This is a genomic window from Neptunomonas sp. ABH4_499 (assembly GCF_056160565.1).
Window position 1 is genome coordinate 279691 of the sequence record NZ_JBSWXK010000001.1, and the last position, 19193, is coordinate 298883.

Annotated in this window: 16 protein-coding genes; all 16 read right to left on the reverse strand. The window is 48.2% G+C overall.

Annotated features, from left to right (window positions below):
- Window positions 1-3 precede the first annotated feature (3 nt).
- Complete coding sequence (locus ACXAF9_RS01295; protein ID WP_475069425.1) at window positions 4-945, reverse strand: polysaccharide deacetylase family protein; 942 nt, start codon at window positions 943-945, stop codon at window positions 4-6.
- Window positions 942-2252, reverse strand: coding sequence for a putative O-glycosylation ligase, exosortase A system-associated (locus ACXAF9_RS01300; protein WP_475069426.1), 1311 nt, complete (start codon window positions 2250-2252; stop codon window positions 942-944). Before ACXAF9_RS01300 ends, ACXAF9_RS01295 begins: the two co-directional genes overlap by 4 nt.
- Window positions 2249-3400 (reverse strand): glycosyltransferase, encoded by a 1152-nt coding sequence (locus tag ACXAF9_RS01305; RefSeq protein ID WP_475069427.1) that lies wholly within the window; start codon window positions 3398-3400, stop codon window positions 2249-2251. The genes ACXAF9_RS01300 and ACXAF9_RS01305 overlap by 4 nt, the downstream gene beginning before the upstream one ends.
- Entirely contained in the window at window positions 3397-4599 is a 1203-nt protein-coding gene (locus tag ACXAF9_RS01310; protein WP_475069428.1) for a TIGR04063 family PEP-CTERM/XrtA system glycosyltransferase, read from the reverse strand. Before ACXAF9_RS01310 ends, ACXAF9_RS01305 begins: the two co-directional genes overlap by 4 nt.
- 10 nt (window positions 4600-4609) lie before the next feature.
- Window positions 4610-6526, reverse strand: coding sequence for an XrtA/PEP-CTERM system amidotransferase (locus tag ACXAF9_RS01315; RefSeq protein WP_475069429.1), 1917 nt, complete (start codon window positions 6524-6526; stop codon window positions 4610-4612).
- Between the two features lie 29 nt (window positions 6527-6555).
- Complete coding sequence (locus ACXAF9_RS01320) at window positions 6556-7695, reverse strand: TIGR03088 family PEP-CTERM/XrtA system glycosyltransferase (protein ID WP_475069430.1); 1140 nt, start codon at window positions 7693-7695, stop codon at window positions 6556-6558.
- The gene (xrtA, locus tag ACXAF9_RS01325; protein WP_475069431.1) at window positions 7685-9283 is read right to left on the reverse strand and encodes an exosortase A; all 1599 of its coding nucleotides are present in this window, start codon (window positions 9281-9283) and stop codon (window positions 7685-7687) included. The genes ACXAF9_RS01320 and xrtA overlap by 11 nt, the downstream gene beginning before the upstream one ends.
- On the reverse strand, window positions 9276-10517 hold the full coding sequence (locus ACXAF9_RS01330) for a TIGR03087 family PEP-CTERM/XrtA system glycosyltransferase (RefSeq protein WP_475069432.1): 1242 nt from the start codon (window positions 10515-10517) through the stop codon (window positions 9276-9278). The genes xrtA and ACXAF9_RS01330 overlap by 8 nt, the downstream gene beginning before the upstream one ends.
- The gene (locus tag ACXAF9_RS01335) at window positions 10517-11551 is read right to left on the reverse strand and encodes a FemAB family XrtA/PEP-CTERM system-associated protein (RefSeq protein WP_475069433.1); all 1035 of its coding nucleotides are present in this window, start codon (window positions 11549-11551) and stop codon (window positions 10517-10519) included. Before ACXAF9_RS01335 ends, ACXAF9_RS01330 begins: the two co-directional genes overlap by 1 nt.
- Before the next feature lie 86 nt (window positions 11552-11637).
- Window positions 11638-12507 (reverse strand): XrtA system polysaccharide deacetylase, encoded by an 870-nt coding sequence (locus ACXAF9_RS01340; RefSeq protein WP_475069434.1) that lies wholly within the window; start codon window positions 12505-12507, stop codon window positions 11638-11640.
- Window positions 12504-13625, reverse strand: coding sequence for a non-hydrolyzing UDP-N-acetylglucosamine 2-epimerase (wecB, locus tag ACXAF9_RS01345; protein ID WP_475069435.1), 1122 nt, complete (start codon window positions 13623-13625; stop codon window positions 12504-12506). The genes ACXAF9_RS01340 and wecB overlap by 4 nt, the downstream gene beginning before the upstream one ends.
- 20 nt (window positions 13626-13645) lie before the next feature.
- Window positions 13646-15064, reverse strand: a complete 1419-nt coding sequence (locus tag ACXAF9_RS01350) for a TIGR03016 family PEP-CTERM system-associated outer membrane protein (RefSeq protein ID WP_475069436.1) — start codon at window positions 15062-15064, stop codon at window positions 13646-13648.
- 12 nt (window positions 15065-15076) lie between these two features.
- Complete coding sequence (locus ACXAF9_RS01355; RefSeq protein ID WP_475069437.1) at window positions 15077-16036, reverse strand: XrtA-associated tyrosine autokinase; 960 nt, start codon at window positions 16034-16036, stop codon at window positions 15077-15079.
- Window positions 16033-17616, reverse strand: coding sequence for an XrtA system polysaccharide chain length determinant (locus ACXAF9_RS01360; protein WP_475069438.1), 1584 nt, complete (start codon window positions 17614-17616; stop codon window positions 16033-16035). The genes ACXAF9_RS01355 and ACXAF9_RS01360 overlap by 4 nt, the downstream gene beginning before the upstream one ends.
- Before the next feature lie 16 nt (window positions 17617-17632).
- A complete protein-coding gene (locus tag ACXAF9_RS01365) occupies window positions 17633-18274 on the reverse strand; it encodes an XrtA/PEP-CTERM system exopolysaccharide export protein (protein ID WP_475069439.1) in 642 nt (213 codons plus the stop codon).
- 143 nt (window positions 18275-18417) lie between these two features.
- Complete coding sequence (locus ACXAF9_RS01370) at window positions 18418-19059, reverse strand: hypothetical protein (protein WP_475069440.1); 642 nt, start codon at window positions 19057-19059, stop codon at window positions 18418-18420.
- Window positions 19060-19193 lie beyond the last annotated feature (134 nt).

The window sequence follows — 19193 nt, forward strand, 5'->3', positions numbered from 1 at the left end:
AATCTAGCCTTTAAGCAAACGCAGCTGGTATTTCCACTGCGTTTGATCCCAAGGGGTAAAACGTTTTAATGTAAAGCGATCCGCCTCCGCTGGATTAACACCCCAATCGGTTGATACGGCATATAAAAAGCCCAGCTCTTTAACGATCTTGGCATCCCGCTCGGTAAAGTCTGTACCCAAGCCACCGTTGGGATAGGCAAAACCTACCACTTCTCTTTCAAGCCAACCTTCTAAGGTTACTTTACTGGTTTGGATCTCAGATCGCGCCGCGCTTTCATCAAGAGTATAAAGAATCGGATGGTGGATCGTATGAGCACCGATTTCATGCCCTTGTTGAGACAACTGTTTTAACTCCTCTACCGTCATCATCAGATCCGGCAAGGTGGTTTTAGCCGCATCCATCCAATGGGCGATCAGTTGAGTCCGCTCTTCAGGAGTTTTGTATTTTATATGTTGAGTCAGTGTTTGATAGGCCTTACGCATATCACTTGGCGTCTCACAGACGATTCGACCTAGCCCTAAATGATCAGCATCTAAGAAATCACTGGATCGGATCAACTCAGCCAGCTGATCATTCCACATCATGCCCCCTTCGGTAAAACCGGTGCTGATGTAAAAGGTCGCCTCAATACCCGCGCGGTTTAATTCATCGGCAGCAACGTACAGGTTATTTTTGTAACCGTCATCGAACGTAATGCTGATCGCATTTACCGGTAACCGCCCTTCGTTTTGCAGCCGAATGGCTTTATCTAAGCGAATGGGGGTGTAATGCTGTTTAATCCAAACCAATTGCTGTCGAAACGAGGCACGCGTGGGTTCGGAGGGTTTGATCGGGTCCGTTTCCTCAAAGACGTTGTGGAAAATTAACACCCTAAGTGCGTCTGACTTTCCTTGGCCTAACACGCGTAAAGACTGAATGGCCAAGTGTGCGATGCTGTTCATCATGCCGATGGCCCTCGACCCGAGGTAGATGCAGGTTTAGGTCTTTGCTCCATCCACGGAAAACGGGGCTTCGGCGGATTATAGGTTAACTGTCCCTCTAACATGAATTTTTTCATCAGGACGGAAATCGCAATCAAGTGCCATGGCAGGTCAAAATAAGACAAACTTAAAAATGCCCCACCGGTAAAATAGGCGACGTAACTGACTTGCAGCATTTTGGCGAGTGTTTCTTCGGGTGCCCCTTTGTCGGCGTATCTTATGACAAAGGTGAGGTTGCGCCACGAAAAGAAAAAGCACAGTAAAAAAAGCAATAAACCAATCCAGCCATGATCGGCCAAGACGCTGAAATAAATACTATGGGCAACCGCCACAAACTCGGCACTTGGGTTATACACAGCATAGGTTTGCTCACCCCAAGAGTTAAAACCGCCGCCTGTGATGTTATGGTTGGCGATGTTAATACTGTAAATCCATGCATTGATTCGCCCCATTGCAGAGCGGTCTTCTTGATAGTCCTGAATCGAACTCATCCGCTCATGCCATTCGGCCGGCATAAAATTCCATGCCACCACAGCGAACATCACAATCCCAAGGCCACTGATCAGCTTGCCCTTGGTTTTGAGCCAATAAAACCCGAGTACTGCAGCCGAGGCGATAAACGCCCCTCGAGACTGAGAGCCCAAAGCCGATATTAAACTTAAGCCAAACCCCGCCATCAATCCGTACTTAATCCACTTATTTTTTTGTACGGTGTACAAATAATAAATAAGCGGGATCACCATCAAAGTTGCCAATGCCAGTGAGTTATTCTCTTGAATGAAACTGCCAGGTGGCCCCCAGACGCGGAACCCGCCACCGGTGGCCAAAGTGAATATCCCACCTTTAAAACTGAAGAACCCGATCGAGAGTACAATGGTCCATATTAAAAACTCTACACGCTTGTAGTTGGTTAAAAACAGGATGCTCATTACGGTAACGGCTTGGATTTTAATGATTTTAATCAAAGCCGGCATAGCCGAATCAGGATAGATCGCCATCGCCGTGGTCAGACACATCCAAAGCAAAAACAGCCCCCACGTAACGGTCAATCGATCAAGCGGAATCTTCTGTTTATCGCGGTTAAAGAGAAACGCCAACACCAACGCGACCGCAATCATCTGTGCAAAAGGCATGCTGTAGGCAAAGCCATACGCCAGTCGGTGCGGATTCATATAACTGATCCAAGACCAAACTAAAATACCGATATAGGGCCTGTACAAGGTTGCAGGGATCGCCCCCACGACAATGAGTGTTATCAGTAAATCCCTCATGAGCGGACCACCTCCTGATAAAGGCGGACTTGCTCGCGTACTACATGATCCCAAGTAAAGGATTCGACATACGCTTGATGATCAATACCCACGTACTCCTTGGCCGCCGTTACTGCTTGGGTAATTCCATTGGCGGAACGCTCAGGAATAAGACCGCCGTGTTCAGGTACAGAAAGAATCTCCGAAACCCCGCCAACATCAGTACTGATCACTTGTGTATTACAGGCTAGGGATTCCAAGAGAACATTGGGCCAGCCTTCACGAGATGAAGCTAAAATAAAGAGATCTGCGGCCGTATAAATGGCGGCTAGCGCCTCCTGAGGGACAGGCGGTAGAAAGGTGAGTCGTGCCTGGACACCCAGTTCTTTAGCAAGAGCCTCAAGCGAGGCTTGCTCCTCGCCGTGTCCAACGATCACTAAGGAGGCCTCCGGTATCTGAACTAAGGCTTCGATCATGTATCGATGCCCTTTAAGTTCAGTCAGGTTACCCACGCTTAAAAGCTTTAATCCCTTCTCTGAGTGCGGCCATGTAAACCCTTCGGTCGGTTTAAACACCCCTCTATCAACGCCATTTCTTAACACCGCAATACGATCATCACACAGACCTCGTCGCCGCATTGTATCGGCAAGTGACTGCGAAACCGCTATCGAGCGCTTCGCGATACGAGAAGCCCAGCGAACCATGGCTCCAGACCCTTTCATACCAGCGATAACGTTGATATCGGTTCCACGTGCAGAGATGACCAAAGGCTTCTTAAGCCACTTTTTAACAAGAGCGGCCGCAACACCGTCGGGGTAATAGTAGTGCGCATCTAAGACATCGATCTCGCGTCGGCGTGACCAAGCCGCCTTAAGAAAAGCCAGTGCTAAGAATAAAGGCGTGAGCAACATACCGACTTTGGGAATAACCAAGTAGCGTGGATGATCGATCTCAATTCCATCAATCACCTCTTTACGAGGTACCTTCGCCCACTCAGCATAACGACCAAAACGCTTGGACGATACGGGATACCAAGGCACCGGTGCAATCACTCGGGCACTGACCTCCCCAGAGGCGATCAACTGCTTAAGACGTGTATGAACAAAAATACCGTGCCGACGATTAACTGAATTGGGATAAAGCGTCGTCAGCACACATAAGCGAATCATGACAAGAGCGACTCGTACACCGATCGATAGTTAGACACGCTGTTTTCCCAGTTACGAACCTGCTCAACATAATCCCGGCCGTGTTGGCGCAGGTCAGCCCAGTTCGCTTTATCAAGAATCATGGTATCTACCGCACTGACTAATGAGTCTCTTGAATCCGCTTCAAACAGACGACCGTTATAACCATCCTGTATCAGCTCTTTGTGCCCCCCTACATCACTTGCAATCACAAGCTTACCCTGAGCCATCGCTTCCAATGGCTTCAAAGGAGTCACTAAATCGGTCAGACGCATACGATGTCGTGGGTAAATAAAGATATCGACCAAGCTGTAGTAACGGTTGACTTCCGTATGCGGTACACGGCCAGTAAGAATAACTTGTTCACCTAAGCCTAGATTGGCGACCAACTGTTTGATCGAGGCATCTTCTGGGCCACCACCTACTAACAGTAACACCACATTGGGGTTGGACTTTAGGTAATCACTGAGTGATCTAACCAAAAACACCAGCCCTTCATAGGCATAGAAAGACCCTATAAAACCAAGCACGGTATTATCGTTGAGCTTAAGCTGCGACAATAACGCACTCTCTTTTTCCGTGATGACCGGGAAGCGTTCTATGTCCACAGCATTAGGAATCACCGTGATTTTTTGATCTGGAATGCCACGTGCCGAAATGTCTGCGCGTAACCCCTCACAAATGGTGGTCACTGCATCTGCGTTTTTAAACACATGTGTTTCCATGGCGCGCGTCATTCGGTATCGAAGGTCACCTTCTTTACAGGTACCGTGATCTACGGCGGCATCTTCCCAAAAGCCTCGGCACTCATACACCACGGGAATACCGGTTTTCTTTCGGACTTTCAGGGCGGCCATGCCCGTCAGCGCGGGTGAGTGACCGTGCAGGATGTCAGGTTTTTCAATGTTTACAACTTCTTCTAAGCGCTCGGCCATCTCTTCGATGAACGCCCATTGGTTAAGGACAGGCCATTGACTGTAAAACCGAGTATTGACTTTAGATCGGTAAAACCGAAACTCCTCGACCTCTTCGATGGGCGAGCTGCACTCACCTTGCTTACCGGAAGTCAGATGGGCGGTTTCCCAGCCAAAACTGCGCTGCTGCTTTAAGATAGAGCGCGTTCTAAACGTATATCCGCTGTGAAGAGGGATTGAGTGATCTAAAATATGTAAAATTTTCACAAAACCATCCTTAGTGTGACAGCGAATGACCGGCGTGAAGCTCGTTATTCAAAAAGGCGTTAAACATCAATAAGGTCCAGATCACGACACTGTGATCACGCACACCACTTTGATGTTGTGCCAACACTGACTCAATGTAACTCATATTGAAAAGCCCACTGTGACGAATCGTATCGCCTAAAAGGCTCTCTTCTATTTTGGTTTTTAACGGTCCGCGGAACCATTTAGCCAATGGCACACCGAATCCCATTTTCGGGCGATATAAAACGTCTTGTGGCAAAGTCGGCTCTAACGCTTTTTTCAGCGCGTATTTACCCTCTTGGCCTTTCAGTTTCACATCCGATGGCAGGCCCGAGACCCACTCAATGAATTTATGATCCAGTAACGGAACGCGAACCTCCAGTGCATGCGCCATGCTCGCACGGTCTACCTTGGTCAAAATATCGCCAACCAGATAGGTTTTCATATCCAAGTATTGAATCAAAGAGAGTGGATCATCTGTGGGCGACTTATCCACATACTCATTAAACACTTCAATGGCGTTATAGCCACCTAACCACTCTTTAAGCTGGTCACTGAACAGCGCATCGCGTTGTTCTTGATTCAACAAGGATACGGTATGTAAGTAGGCCTCGACCGAGTTACGAGCCAAACTCTGAAAGGTGGTTTTTGCACGGAACACCCGAGGTGCCCAATCGGCTTTGGGATACCATTTACCCAACGCGCCGAACAGTGGTTTGCGCAGGGATAACGGCAAGCGCGAGCGAAGCTGCTCTTCATTCATGTGCCAACGGTAGCGACGGTAACCAGCAAAGTTCTCATCCCCACCATCTCCCGATAAGGCTACCGTTACCCGTTTTTTCGCTAACTCGCAGACTTTATAAGTAGGAATGGCCGAACTGTCAGCATAAGGCTCATCATAAAGATCCGCCAAGGTATCCACTAAATGGAAGGTATCGCTGGCGACCTCTTCTTTGAAGTGATTGGTCGAGTATTGTTTTGCAATTCGGTCTGCGTATTCGGTTTCATCAAACTGAGCCACATCAAAACCGATGGCGCAGGTGTTCACAGGCTCACTTTGTAGCGAGGCCATTGTGGCCACAACCGCACTGGAATCCACACCACCTGAGAGGAATGCACCGAGCGGCACTTCAGCCACCATGCGAATGTCGACGATTTCACGTAGCCAACCGTTCAGCTGAGTGTACATCTCTTGTTCGCTGGCAAACGGCACAGGCTTAAACGGAATATCCCAATACTCTTTTTGTAAGGGTAAAGAGGTGTCGCCCACCTTTAAGGTGAGTGTGTGGCCGGGACGTAGTTTATACACCCGCTGGAAAATTGTTTTAGGTTCAGGGATATAACCAAAGGTGAAATAGTCCTCTACCGCGCGAGGGTCCAATTTACGCGGCAAATTCGGGAGTGCTTTAAGCGATTTGAGCTCAGAGCCAAACGCCAATGTGCCATCATCCAGCAGCGAGTAAAATAATGGCTTAATACCAAGGCGGTCTCGGGCAATAAAGAGGGTTTGTTGATTACGATCCCAAATGGCGAATACAAACATACCACGAAAGCGTTCAACGCAAGCCTCGCCCCACTCTTCCCAAGCGTGGACAATGACTTCGGTATCGCAATGGGTACGGAACGTATGGCCTAATGCCTTGAGCTCTTCTGACAGGGACTCAAAATTATAGATTTCGCCATTGTACGTGACGACAACAGAGTGATCTTCGTTAAACAATGGCTGAGCACCATTGGATAGATCAATAATCGCTAAACGTCGGTGACCAAAAGCCACGCCCGCTTCGCGGTGTATTCCACCCGCATCAGGCCCGCGATGAAACTGAGTTTCGTTCATTGCATGGATCAGCGCTTCATCAAAATCCGCCAATCCGTTAAGATCAAAGAGGCCTACTACACCACACATGTGATCACTTCCTTATTCACCGACATCCCTTACGTTCGCTTTAGCAGCGTGTCATACACCATGATATAGTGGTTGACGGTTTGACTCCAATCAAAATTCTGACGCACCCACTGCTGAGCTGCAGCACCCATCGACACTCGCTTTGCTGGATGATCTATCCAATCTTCCAACGTCTTCGCTAAAGCATCCACATCCCCCACGGGGAACAAGTGACCATTGAATCCGTCTTTTACCAACTCAGGGTTTCCGCCGGTCTGTGTCGCAATGACGGGTAACCCCGATGACATCGCCTCCAAAATCGTATTCGAGATCCCCTCGGCTAACGAAGGCAACACAAAAAGATCCATCTGCGCCATCAAATCAGGTACATCGGAGCGGTCCCCCGCCAGCCAAACATCCCCATGTAATTGATGCTCACTAATGCAGTTTTCTAACTCAGCCCTTAAGGGCCCATCGCCTACTAGCATTAACTTGACAGCACGTTCTGGACGACTCGACCGTAATGCGGCAAAGGCCTTAATCAAGGTAACTTGGTCTTTCACCGCCGCCAAACGCCCAACGGTACCAACCACACAAACTTCATCATTTAAAAAGCCAGCAGGTATCCCCTCTGGCACAGGCGATACGGCATTAAACCTAGCATGGTCAACGCCATTGTAGATCTGATGAACACGATTCGGATGAACACCCACGGTGGTTATCAGCCACTGTTCCAAATCCTTTGATACAGCGATGTAGCGCTTAATAAAACGTCGCATCGCTTTGCGAAGCAGGTTGTATTTTCGGTTTTGGCCATCCAGATCAAAAATATCGCGCCCGTGCTCACCGTGCACCGATGCACAGTTAGGACTCAACCAGCCCAGTAGTTGGAGGTCGACCGTTGAAAGGTTGCGCGTGTGCAAGATATCGGGGCGATAACGCCAGAGCAGCTTCCAGATCTTAAGGTAGGTTCGCCAATCGTTACCCGGACGTTTATGCAGCTCGATGATTTCGATGTCATCGCGCTCCAACCGTTTTGCAAACGGGGTTTTTTCAGTCAGGCATACAATCACATGTCGATAGCGCTCTTTCGGCATTCGATTGATGATATTGATCATGCCATTTTCCATCCCGCCTGTGCCCAGCGCGTAGATGATGTGCATTACCAGCGGGCGAGAATCAGCGCTCATGCAGTGCATCGCCTCTTTTTTTCATCTCGACGTTCAAATCGGGATAGCGGGATCGAATCAAGTCCTCCAGCGTGTCTTGCGCTTTACCTTCTTGTAGGGGATCCACCTCGATCACAAACATGACTCTGGCACGGTCTTTACGGTCCATGATTAAGCGAGAGAGCCCTTCCCACAACTTGGTTTTGTAGGTTCCAACCATGGGTTCACCGCCCACTTGATACCAAGAAGCAACCCAAAGCTCAGTATTGGAGACGTACAAGCGTGCGAGTTCATACGGCAGCTCATCGCCATTATCAAATGTGAGGTTCTTATTAGAAACCGAGACAACCCGCTTGCTGAGCTCCCCTGGCTCCACCAACAGGTTTTGCGAATTGATTAACTCACCTTTAGCAGGGTCGGGATAATAGTCGACAAAAACGCCGCCACGTTGCTCTTTGTTTTCAAAATACAAAGCCGACTGAATGGCTTCAAACGCCAACGGCGACCAAGGCCATTGCCAAGCTGGCGACTGAATGAGCTCCCATTCCTTTTCTGACCAATGTTCACCATCAAAAGCCGTTTGATCGATCACATACTCTTGGTTTTGCTCAATCGTATACACTACCGGCCAAATAACCGTAACCGCTACAATGATCAGAGCCGCAAACGTCCATTTTCCTTTACCCGTTGATGACGTTACCTCAAGAGCGCTCGTGTTCGATGCCACATCGGATACCATCTCATCCTTAAAAAAAGCACCAATACGAATCATGATGAAAACCACGACACCAAAGAACAGCCAACCATAAACCAAGTGGTCGACACCCGTGGCGACGGTCATGTCACTCATGTGTCCCAGCATAACGATCATATAGGCGCGAAGCCCGTTCGCGATGATGGGTACACCGATCGAGATAAGAATGAAGATGCCGCGCTTCCACCATTTCTCATAGGTTAGATAGGCATAAAGCACCCCAAGCGTGATCGAGGCAATCAGATATCGGACACCACTGCATGCCTCGACGACCGACCAGTTCCCCGTTGGCAGCATGAAAAACAGCCCCTCCCGATAGACGGGAATGCCGGTTAAGCGCACCATCTCAACGGTAAAGTCTGCGGTAAACTCCATCATCGGTGGGACAAGATCCTCACCCATCGGCACCATAAAGAACAAAAATAATAAGGGGAAGGCGATACTCCAGCTTGCCGACCAACCAACACAACTAAGTACCAAAGCAATCACAATGCCGACCGCGGCTAATTGCTGTATAACCGCCGCGCCCATTAGGGTCCCCAGCAGCCAAACACCGCCACCACAAAACACCAAAGCCATGCCTATCCCAGAAAAACGAGGCACACGGGATAACAGCGCATCGCGCTTTTCATAGATCAGCCAAAGCGTAATGGGGGCAATCAAGAAAGCATGAGTGAAGGTCTCAGAACGCAGCCAAATACTGACCATATCAACCCAGGTCGACCAGAACGCGCCAATACTGATCCCAATCGTAAGGATTGCCAAGCATGCGTGCAGCCACCAGCGCTGCTTGTGCGGCTGTGTTAACACATAGGTGTTATTGGATTCGTCAACGCCGACTACCGCATCAGACATGCACGGCCTCCTTATTGAGCGCTTTGAGCACCACTGGCAAGGTATGATCCCAATCGAACTCATCTTGAACAAAGCTTCGCGCGCAATGGCCAATGTTCTGTGCTTGCCCTGATACACTCTGACACACCGCAGACGCAAACGCGGTTTCATCGTTGGCGACATAGACGTGCTCCCCATCAAGCGCGGGAATGCCATCTAACCCCTTTTGAGTCACGACCACCGGTTTTGCCATTGCCATACCTTCAAGGACCTTATTCTGTATCCCCCTTGCGATTCGCATGGGAGCCACTACCGAAGTCGCATGCTGTATGTAGGGCCGCACATCGGGTACTCGTCCCGTCACCATCACACCGGGAAGGCGTGAAAGCTCGGTCACTTGATCGGTGGGCTTTCCACCTACGATTGCAAATTGAGCATCGGGGTAGGTTTTCTGAATGATGGGCAACACGGATTGTGCAAACCACACCACAGCATCAACGTTAGGCCAATAATCCATCGCCCCCGTGAAGACAAAGCGTATTGGTTTAGATGCGTCATAAGGGTCTTCGAACATCGCATCCGGTGCAAAATACTCATGATCGACCCCGTTATTAAAAAACGTCACCTTAGAAGCCGTTGTTGGGGCTCTGTCGATAAAATCTTGAGCTTCCGTTGAAGACACGAAAAAGGACCGATCAAACTGTTCAGCCATTCGCTTCTCGTATTCAAATAGGGTTTTCGCTTCTCGGCGGTATACCCAGTTCATCGGCCACGTTTTTTGATCCGCGTATTGCTGCCACTTATCTGAATCAATATCGACAATATCGATCACACGAGTGGTAAGCATGCTGGGGCAAGACTCTAAAAACTGGGCCATCGCCGCTGAAAACGCAACGGCTTTGGTAATACCAAAGCGATTCACAGTGCTATCAACCCAGCGTTGTAGATCATTCGACTCATAAAACGGCAAAGTAAGAGGCTGACCTCTTAATAAACCTTTCAATGATTTAATTTTTGCGCGCGTAGGGTTGAGCTCTAATAACTGAGTACTTACACACCACGTCTTAAGGTCGTCTTGATACGCCCAATCCTCTGGGTCGTCGACAAACGTACCAAGGTGCACATCAAAGTACTGAGATAAAAACTTCAGAAGATGAAACGCACGAATCTTATCCCCTTTATTGGGCGGGAACGGAATTCGATGGCATAGAAAAAGTAGTGGCTCCTTGGTGTCGGAGGACGCTGCACTGTTCATCAACCTAGACTCTTGGAAAGAAACGGACCAGCGCAATTCGCAATCGGAAGTGGCAAGCGTTTCCAAGCATTGATAAACAGCTTGTATTTAGGGTTGGTAGGGTTCACCTCAGGAATCGCGGGCGATTTAACCAAGTAGTATTCGTACGCTAAGGGCATAGGCTCAAACCCCCACCCTTTTTTGAAGGAGTAAGGACCAGTCCCCTCTTTTGAACGACCAAAATCGAAGCTTCTGTAGCCTTCATCTACACTTAAGCGCATCAGCTCCCAATACATGAAATCGTGGGCTTTAAGGTGCTTGGCACTGTCAAAGCTGCCTGCATAGTAAGGCAGCACTTCCTCCTTAAAATAAAACGACATTAAGGAGGCGATATCTTTACCCTCATGCGTAATCATCAAGACTCGACAATCATCACCAAAAACGTCTCGAAGAATGCGAAAGTACTTTTTCGAAAAAACAGGTGTACCTAAGTTTCTAACGCTTTCTGCATAGGCTGCAAAAAAACGATCCACGCCCTGATCCGCTTCACTCTGTAACCCTGCCGAGATACCGCCGCGAATCATGGCACGACGCTTACGCGGAATCGCTTTCATGTTTTCATCGTGATCCGCAGAGAGTGCTTTTTTAAACGTGTAGTAAAGATGCTTGGTCGGCCAATCATGTCCGCTTGGCGATTGATGACGTAATTCCATGGCGTCCACTTGAAGGTGGTCCGCCAAATCTGAGGCGTACTGCAAGAGCGCCGCTTTGGCTTCATCATTGTCAGCAACCACACCACCGTACACGCACATTGGCAACGAGGTAAGCGAGTGCCCAAACAGAAAGCTTTTCACTTCGGCCAACGGCAAAATGCCAACCACTTGTTCTTGCTCGTTAATGGCCATCAAAAAGTGTGTTTTATGACCAAAAGCTCGCTCTAAAACTTCAGCCCATTCTGCTTTGTGAAAAAAGGTCGATTCAGGATGCGAGTCAACAAACCCATTCCAAAGGGCTTGGCCGTTTCCTGTGAAGGTTTTCAGCGAGATAACCTGCATGATGACTGTCCTTAGTGTCTAACGGGCGAAGATACTAACGCCTAGCTTAAACTGACTTGATGAAACCTAAATGAACACGAATTTCATTAGGCGGCGTCTTTGATCGCCTTGGATGCTGGACTTAAAAAGACCTCATCCATTCGCCCCCATTCAAAATCTTTCAAAAGTTGTTCTAAGCGTGGGTACATACGCGAAAGATTCAGGTAGTGACGAAACTTTGTTTTACCGCCGAGGTTGTTGATGCGCGGCTGATCCGGGTCAATTTCCCAAGGATGAAAATAAAAGATACCCGGTTGTTGCTCATCCTGATTAATACGATTTAACGCCCAACGACTAAACACATAGGGAAATAGACGGAACCAGCCACCACCACCACAGTTGATGTTTTTCCCCATAACGGTGGTCGTCGAAACCGGTACCTCCAACAGTTGCCCGTTGGATTGCCAATGCGCAAACCGAGACGCTCCAGGCATACCGTAATGGTCGTGTTTGACGGGGACAATGCTCGAGCTGTACTCGAAGCCTTGCTCGTGCAGGATATCCAACGCCCATAAATTAGACTCGCCAATCGAATAACTGGGGGCTCTATACCCGACGATTTTGTGCCCAGACACAGATTCCAGCATGGATTTGGATCGCTCAATATCCTGGCGAAACTCATCCGGAGTCAGACTGGTCACACGGCGGTGATCCCAACCATGACTGGCCAATTCATGCCCTTGATCTACGATTCGTCGGACCATTTCCGGGTATCGTTCAGCTAGCCAACCCAAGGTAAAAAACGTTGCCTTCACATCGTATTGATCAAACAGTGACAGTATTCGATCTACGTTTTGTTCGACGCGACATTCGTGATGATCCCAATCAGAACGATCTATGTGCGACTCAAACGCGGATACTTGAAAATAATCTTCCACATCCACGGTCATTGCATTGATGATGGGCAAACGACTCATAGAGAGGTACCCTGCTGAAAATAGCTTTCCAACACAGAGCAGATCCGTTTAGCAGCATCGCCATCCCACTTTTCAGGAACCTGACCTGACTTACCGCCTGTTTCCATTACCTCGTTAAATAGAGAAGTAATGACTTGGCTATCGGTACCTGCAAGGCTGTTCGTGCCCTGCGTTAAAGTAATTGGGCGCTCTGTATTTTCACGCAACGTGATACATGGGATACCCAATGCGGTGGTTTCCTCTTGAATGCCACCAGAGTCCGTAAGTACCACTTTGGCACCGGCCATCAGCCCAAGCATTTCAAGATAACCTTGCGGCGGTAAAAGATGGATATTAGCCGCCTCAATCACCTTTGATAAACCAGCCTTTTCGATGCAGGCGCGAGTTCTGGGGTGAACTGGGAAGTACAACGGCAGATCTTTACTGATGTTCGCAAGTGTATTCAATAAAGACGCTAAAACCTTTGGATCATCTACATTAGAAGGACGGTGTAACGTCATCAAACCATACGCGTCTGGTGCACTGCCAAAGACTTGTTCCAATGTTGTGGTAGAAGGCGTTGCTCGCTGCAGGTTATACAGCAAGGTGTCGATCATCACATTGCCCACAAAGTGCACTTTAGACGGCTCGATCCCCTCTTTGGTAAGGTTCTCTATTGCATCCGATTCTGTGGTAAAAAGAAGGTTCGAAATTTGATCCGTCAGGACACGGTTGATCTCTTCGGGCATCGTGCGATCACCGCTTCGAAGGCCCGCTTCAACGTGAATGACGGAGATCCCTTTCTTCACAGCCACAAGCGCACACGCAATCGTTGAGTTTACATCGCCTACAACCAAAACCGCGTTCGGCTGATGCTCGTCCAGCACAGGCTCAAATCGTTTCATGACCTCAGCCGTTTGAACCGCGTGCGAGCCAGACCCAACTTCTAGGTCGATAGAGGGTTCAGGGATGTGCAACTGATCAAAAAATGAGTGCTTCATGCTTTGATCGTAATGCTGACCGGTGTGCAGAAGTACCGCTTCAATCAATTCACTTTCTGAAAAAGCACGCATGATCGGTGCAATCTTCATAAAGTTGGGTCTTGCGCCAACCACACAGATCACTTTATACGGTTTCATATGGGAATCCTTTCTCGGTCTCAGAACTGATGCATAATCGACAGCTGCAACCGATTCTCCGTGTATTCGAAAATTTCAAATTCGCTATTGCGCTTAGCTAACAGGTAAGACAACGAGATCGAGCTGTCTTCGGGAAGCTGGCGCGACAACGATAAATAGATGCTGTGCGTGGTTGTATCCACATTTTGATAACGGTTTTGCTGGTAAAGCGAGTAAGTTGCAGCAAAATCCGATAACGGTGATAAACGACGCGTAAACGTAGAACCTATGGTTTTCGTTTCTTCATCAGGCATAAAGCGGTTTTCGTACTGCTTTGTGGAAGAGCGGGCGAAGAAATTCAGAGTACTTCTGACCCCAGTCAGCATCCAAGAGGCCGATAAGCTCTCATCGATATAGACCCCTTCGGTAAACGTTTTCTCAACAAGACGAGGTTGAGCGCTGGGGTCGGAGCTATCAACCGCAGTGCGAAAGAGTCGTGTAAATTCGGCATCGGAATCAACAACTTCATGTGTATAAGCTAACGAAAACACGCTATGTCGTTGACGATGCATGATGCTGATCGTTGGCCAGCTACCAAAATAGCGTTCTCCATAGCCAACATTGACGGAAGTCCTTGAAGATGGAAACCACGCCAGTCCAGCTTGCCAACGATCACCTTGGTTATCACTGCGGCTACTGCTGTAATCATTGGTTTCATACCCTAGCGTCATCGTTGCACGTAATGTTGGCAGAATGAGATAGCCTAGCTGCGCATCAAGAGAACCAAATCCATTTTGGTTTCCGCCACTGGTGTTGTTGTTTTGACGATACTGACCCAACAAGGCCCAAGATACTTTTGACCAATCATCCCCACTGGTTAAATTCGCATCAAACTGGTTACTGATCCTATCGCTACTGGTTGCCCCGGTGCTTTTACTGTAATCAAAGGTATATCGAGTGAGTAGGTCTGCCTGATCCGAAAAATGGTATTTTGCGTAGGGACTGACGGATACAGTCGTGCGAGTCGAAGATTCGGACTCAGGTACCTGATTGTATTGGCCCGAGTCATCATCAACCGCACCATCACGAATAATGCTGGTCGAATTTTGAGTGATATTGGCCGATGCATCAATAAAGTAACGACCTGGCTCCAATTCAGCTGACATACTGGAGCGAAGATGGGGTATAAAGTTGTCTCGCTCCGATGTGCTTAACTCAAATTGAGCGTCCAAGTTAGCACTGATACGGCCAGAGTTTCGAGTCAACTTGAGTGAGGGCACCACGGATGCGTCCAGCGCCGTTTGCTCATCCCGATAGGTCAATCGATCATTATCGGTCAACGCCGCATTCAAAGAGATGCTTTTTGTAAGCTCCCACTCTTCTGCATTAGCGTTCGGTATCGCCGAGCACATCAGCAACACGCAGCTTGTCGACGCTTTTAGATCCATCTTAAAACGCACGCTTAATGCCCCTCAATGAGCTGCTTTTTCTTCGGACGGCGCAAGTCGGCTTCCATAGCCATAACCGTAACCATATCCGTACCCATAACCGCCGGAGCTTTGATGCTTGGCTTTATTAAGCACCAGAGCCACAATGGCGTCCGAGGTAATGCGCTGAAGACCCTCAAGTATTGCATCTTGAGATGTTTGCTCGGCAGCCACCACAAAAACAACTTGCCCCATCAAATTGGCAAGTACAGAAGCCTCAGTGGTCAACAATAAAGGAGGCGAATCAAAGACGATCACTCGGTCTGAATAGCGCTCAGCCAGCTCTTCCATCAGAACTTTCATGTTATGGCTGGCTAATAATTCGGTTGCGCGCTCATGCAAACGTCCCGCCGGTATCACACGAAAATTCGGGATATTGGTGTGTAGGAGAACATCTTGTACAGACAGATCAGGATTGTGTAATAAATCGATCAAACCTGGGGTATCGCCTTCAATGCCCAGCATACGTCCCGCCGAGGCTTTAGACACATCGGCATCTACGAACAATACAGACTTGTCTTGCTCCATTGCGATGCTCATGGCCAAGTTGACTGACGAGAAGGTCTTACCCTCGCCAGACAAAGAGCTAGATACCATGATCAGGTTAGGGTATTTAACCTCAGCCGCTGTTTGACCGTTGATATTCATCAGAAGCGGACGTTTAATCCCACGGTACTCTTCCGCAATCGTTGAGCGAGGAGCACTTGGGCTGACCATACCCTGTGACGCCAATCGAGCGAGAGGGATGTCCACTCGCGCCTTCGATTCATCCGCGCGTTTTGGCTCTGCCGTAAACGAAGATACCGCCGCACTTTGTGCTGGCACTTTGTTTATATTTTGCTGTGCAACTGATGAAGCTACGACTGGTTCAGACGGCGCAGGCTCTTGAGACGCTTTACGGCCACGAACATCTAATCGCTTAACCGCTTTTTCGATAATACTCATGCGATCTCTCCGTTGATAACAGGCATTATCCCCACGATATCCAACTGCATTCCTTGGAATACCGAGACAACGACAAAGACCAATAACAACCCAAGCGCTGCCGCCAAGAACAACAAGTTATTAATGAAGGCTTGCCGCTTTTCTTCAGGTGCTCGGATTAAGTGAACCGCGCCCAACACTGGTAATCCTGTTAGCTGACTCAGTGTCGACTTCGTGCTTACAACCGGACGCAATAAAGCCATCACCAAAGCAATACCAATACCCGCACCTAAAGACGCCACCAACACCATGGAGTTCATCAACATTTTGTTGGGTTCATTTGGTTTTAGCGGTACAAACGGCGGGTCAATAACACGGAACTTAAGGTCGTTGGCTTGCTGCTCAACATTTTCAGATATACGAGCACTTTCACGACGCCCAAGCAGCGTCTGATGTTGACGCGCGATAACATCATAATCTCGGGTTAATTGCTGGTATTCAGATTCCAGCTCTGGAATTTGACCAATCTGATCTTCCAAACCTTTGACACGCGTTTCGTATTCATCAACACGAGTACTTAGCTCAGCTTCAGACGCTTCTGTTTCAGCCAACATAGTACGCATTTGCTGGTAAACAGGATTATCGCTAAACCCTGCATAATCATCAGGCGCTGCCCGCTTCAAGGCAGCAACCGAGGCCGCTTTTTCACTCTTGAGAGCAGAGATCATGTCACGTACTTGTTTTACAGAGGGGTGTTCGTCAGTGTAACGAAGCAATAAAGAGTCTAGGTTGTTTTGCATCGAAGTGATTCGCTGTTCAATAGCGGTCACCTGAGGAGAAGTTTCAACTTGATTGGAGAGAAAAACAGGTTCTTCACCTTCCAGTTGACGCTCCAATTCCTCTTTACGATTCACCACAGCACGAAGCTGCAACTGAGCAGACGATAGCTGCTCACGCTCAAACTCAAGACGACGATAATACTCATCCATATCCGATGGCATCATGCCTGAGTTTTTCTGTTTAAAGTCCGATAAACGCGCTTCCGCTTCCCGAAGACGCTGTTCATAATCAGCGATCTGCTTATCCAAGAACTCCTGAGCACCAGAACTGTCTTTTCGCTTATCACCCAGCGCACTTTCCACAAAGACCGTCAGCATCGACTCAACCACTTTTTTTGCGGTTTCTCGGTCTTCATGCTTAAAGGAAACGGTGTAAAGGGAAGCATTACGGCGATCGCCACTCAGCGAGATGGAGTTTTTTAGATCATTCATGATCTGCTCTTTCTGTTGCTCGGTTCGAACAGACAGATCAAGATCAGCCATACGCATTAACTGCTCAAGGTTTGGACGGCTGAGCATCGTCTTACTCATCAGAGCGATACGCTCGTCAACATCCGGCTGGATAGCCAAGCCCCTCAACAGCGGACGAAGGATCGTATTTGTATCGACGTGCACACGTGCCGTTGCAAGGTATTGTTCTGGCGTTAACGCCACAAACACCCAACCGGCCATAGCAACAACCCAAACAACAACAGCAGCAAGCCAACGAAAGCGCCAGACCCCCCAAACATACTCGGTAATCTGACCTATTACATCACGCATAGTAGACTCTCTGTGGTTAGAACCACGCTTCTGGGATAATCACGATATCGCCTGGCATCAGCGCCAAGTTCGCATCGATATCTCCGTCTTTCAGTAAGCGATCCAGCTTCAAGCTGTAACTATTTTGCTCACCGTCGAAGCGACGAACCAAAACAGCGTTATCACCGTCTGCAAATTCAGACAGACCACCCACCGCGACCATCAGATCCAGCAGAGTCATATGTTTGCGATAAGGTAGAGAGAGAGGTGTTACACCCGCACCAACCACACGTATCTGTTGGTCAGGAACAGCAACAAAACCGTTAACCATCACGGTTACGACGGGATTTTTAATGTATCGGGAATAGACTTCTTCGATTTCTCGAGCAAGCTCAGTTGAAGTCTTACCACTAGCATCAAGATCTTCAACCAAACGCGTCGTTATCTTGCCATCCGGCCTAACAGGAACAGCACCAGAGAGCTCTTCATTACCCCAGACAAAGATCTGTAACGCATCACCCGCACCAATCACGTATTCGTAATCAGGTTGCTGAAAACGTTGATCTTCAGGAATTGAAGAAAAGTTACTGTTCGTAGAACAGCCAGAGAGAATCAATCCACTTATAAGAGCCCCTAGAACAGGCACTCTTGAGGAGCACTTCCGTATGAGATTACGCACGAGCGTTTCCTCCAAAACATCCTTTTAGAGCAGCACAAGGCTACCCACCATCCACAATTACGCTCAATTATAAATACAACAGAAGTTTATTGTAAACGATACTTTTCAGAAAATAGCACTAAACGTCTCCAACAAGAGACTCCTTATGCCACTTCTGCTACCGCTCCACACGCCAGATAATCTGTAATATCAATATCGGCTCCCTTCGAGTCAATCCGTGACACACTGAGTACGTGAGGGAGCGTTTCAAACCCCTCTTCAACCGGTAAATCAAACCCGCTTAACGAATAATAAGCATAGCCGAGCTTTTCATGATAACGCTTATATAAACGTGCCTGAGTCAAACCCGACACATAGAAGCTAAAACCGAATTCATACAAGCGTGCAACCGTTATCATCTTTTCCAACAACAACGCCAAGTTCACTCGATTACGATATTCAGGCATGATGACTAATCGCGACCACTGACAATAGGCAGCATCCTCAATTATATCGGATAGCTCTGACTGCAAAGAGAACCGACTCCTTCGATCAGAAAACGCATGCTCAACAGGCAACATCAGACCTGGGTTTTTATCTAATCGGCGACTGTCACCATTAAGGCGAACACCACCGATGCAGAGATCACCATCGAAGAAAGCAAGAACAACTCCGGCACAATCAAAGATGTCCTCCCCCCCATCAAAGTCCTCAAGCCCTAAATCCTTTCTAAAGCAATATTCACGAATTTTGTAATAGCGATTTAATACTACAGGGTCTTCAGTAACTTCAAAGCTTAGCTGCATAATGATTTCTCAGGGTTAAAACTGCGATAAAACCATCGACACGCATGAAATATTCATGCCAACTGTTACAACACCCCCTAAACTGCAGACCGCACTAGGCAAGTACTATTAAGGCATCGATTTTTATATTCTTT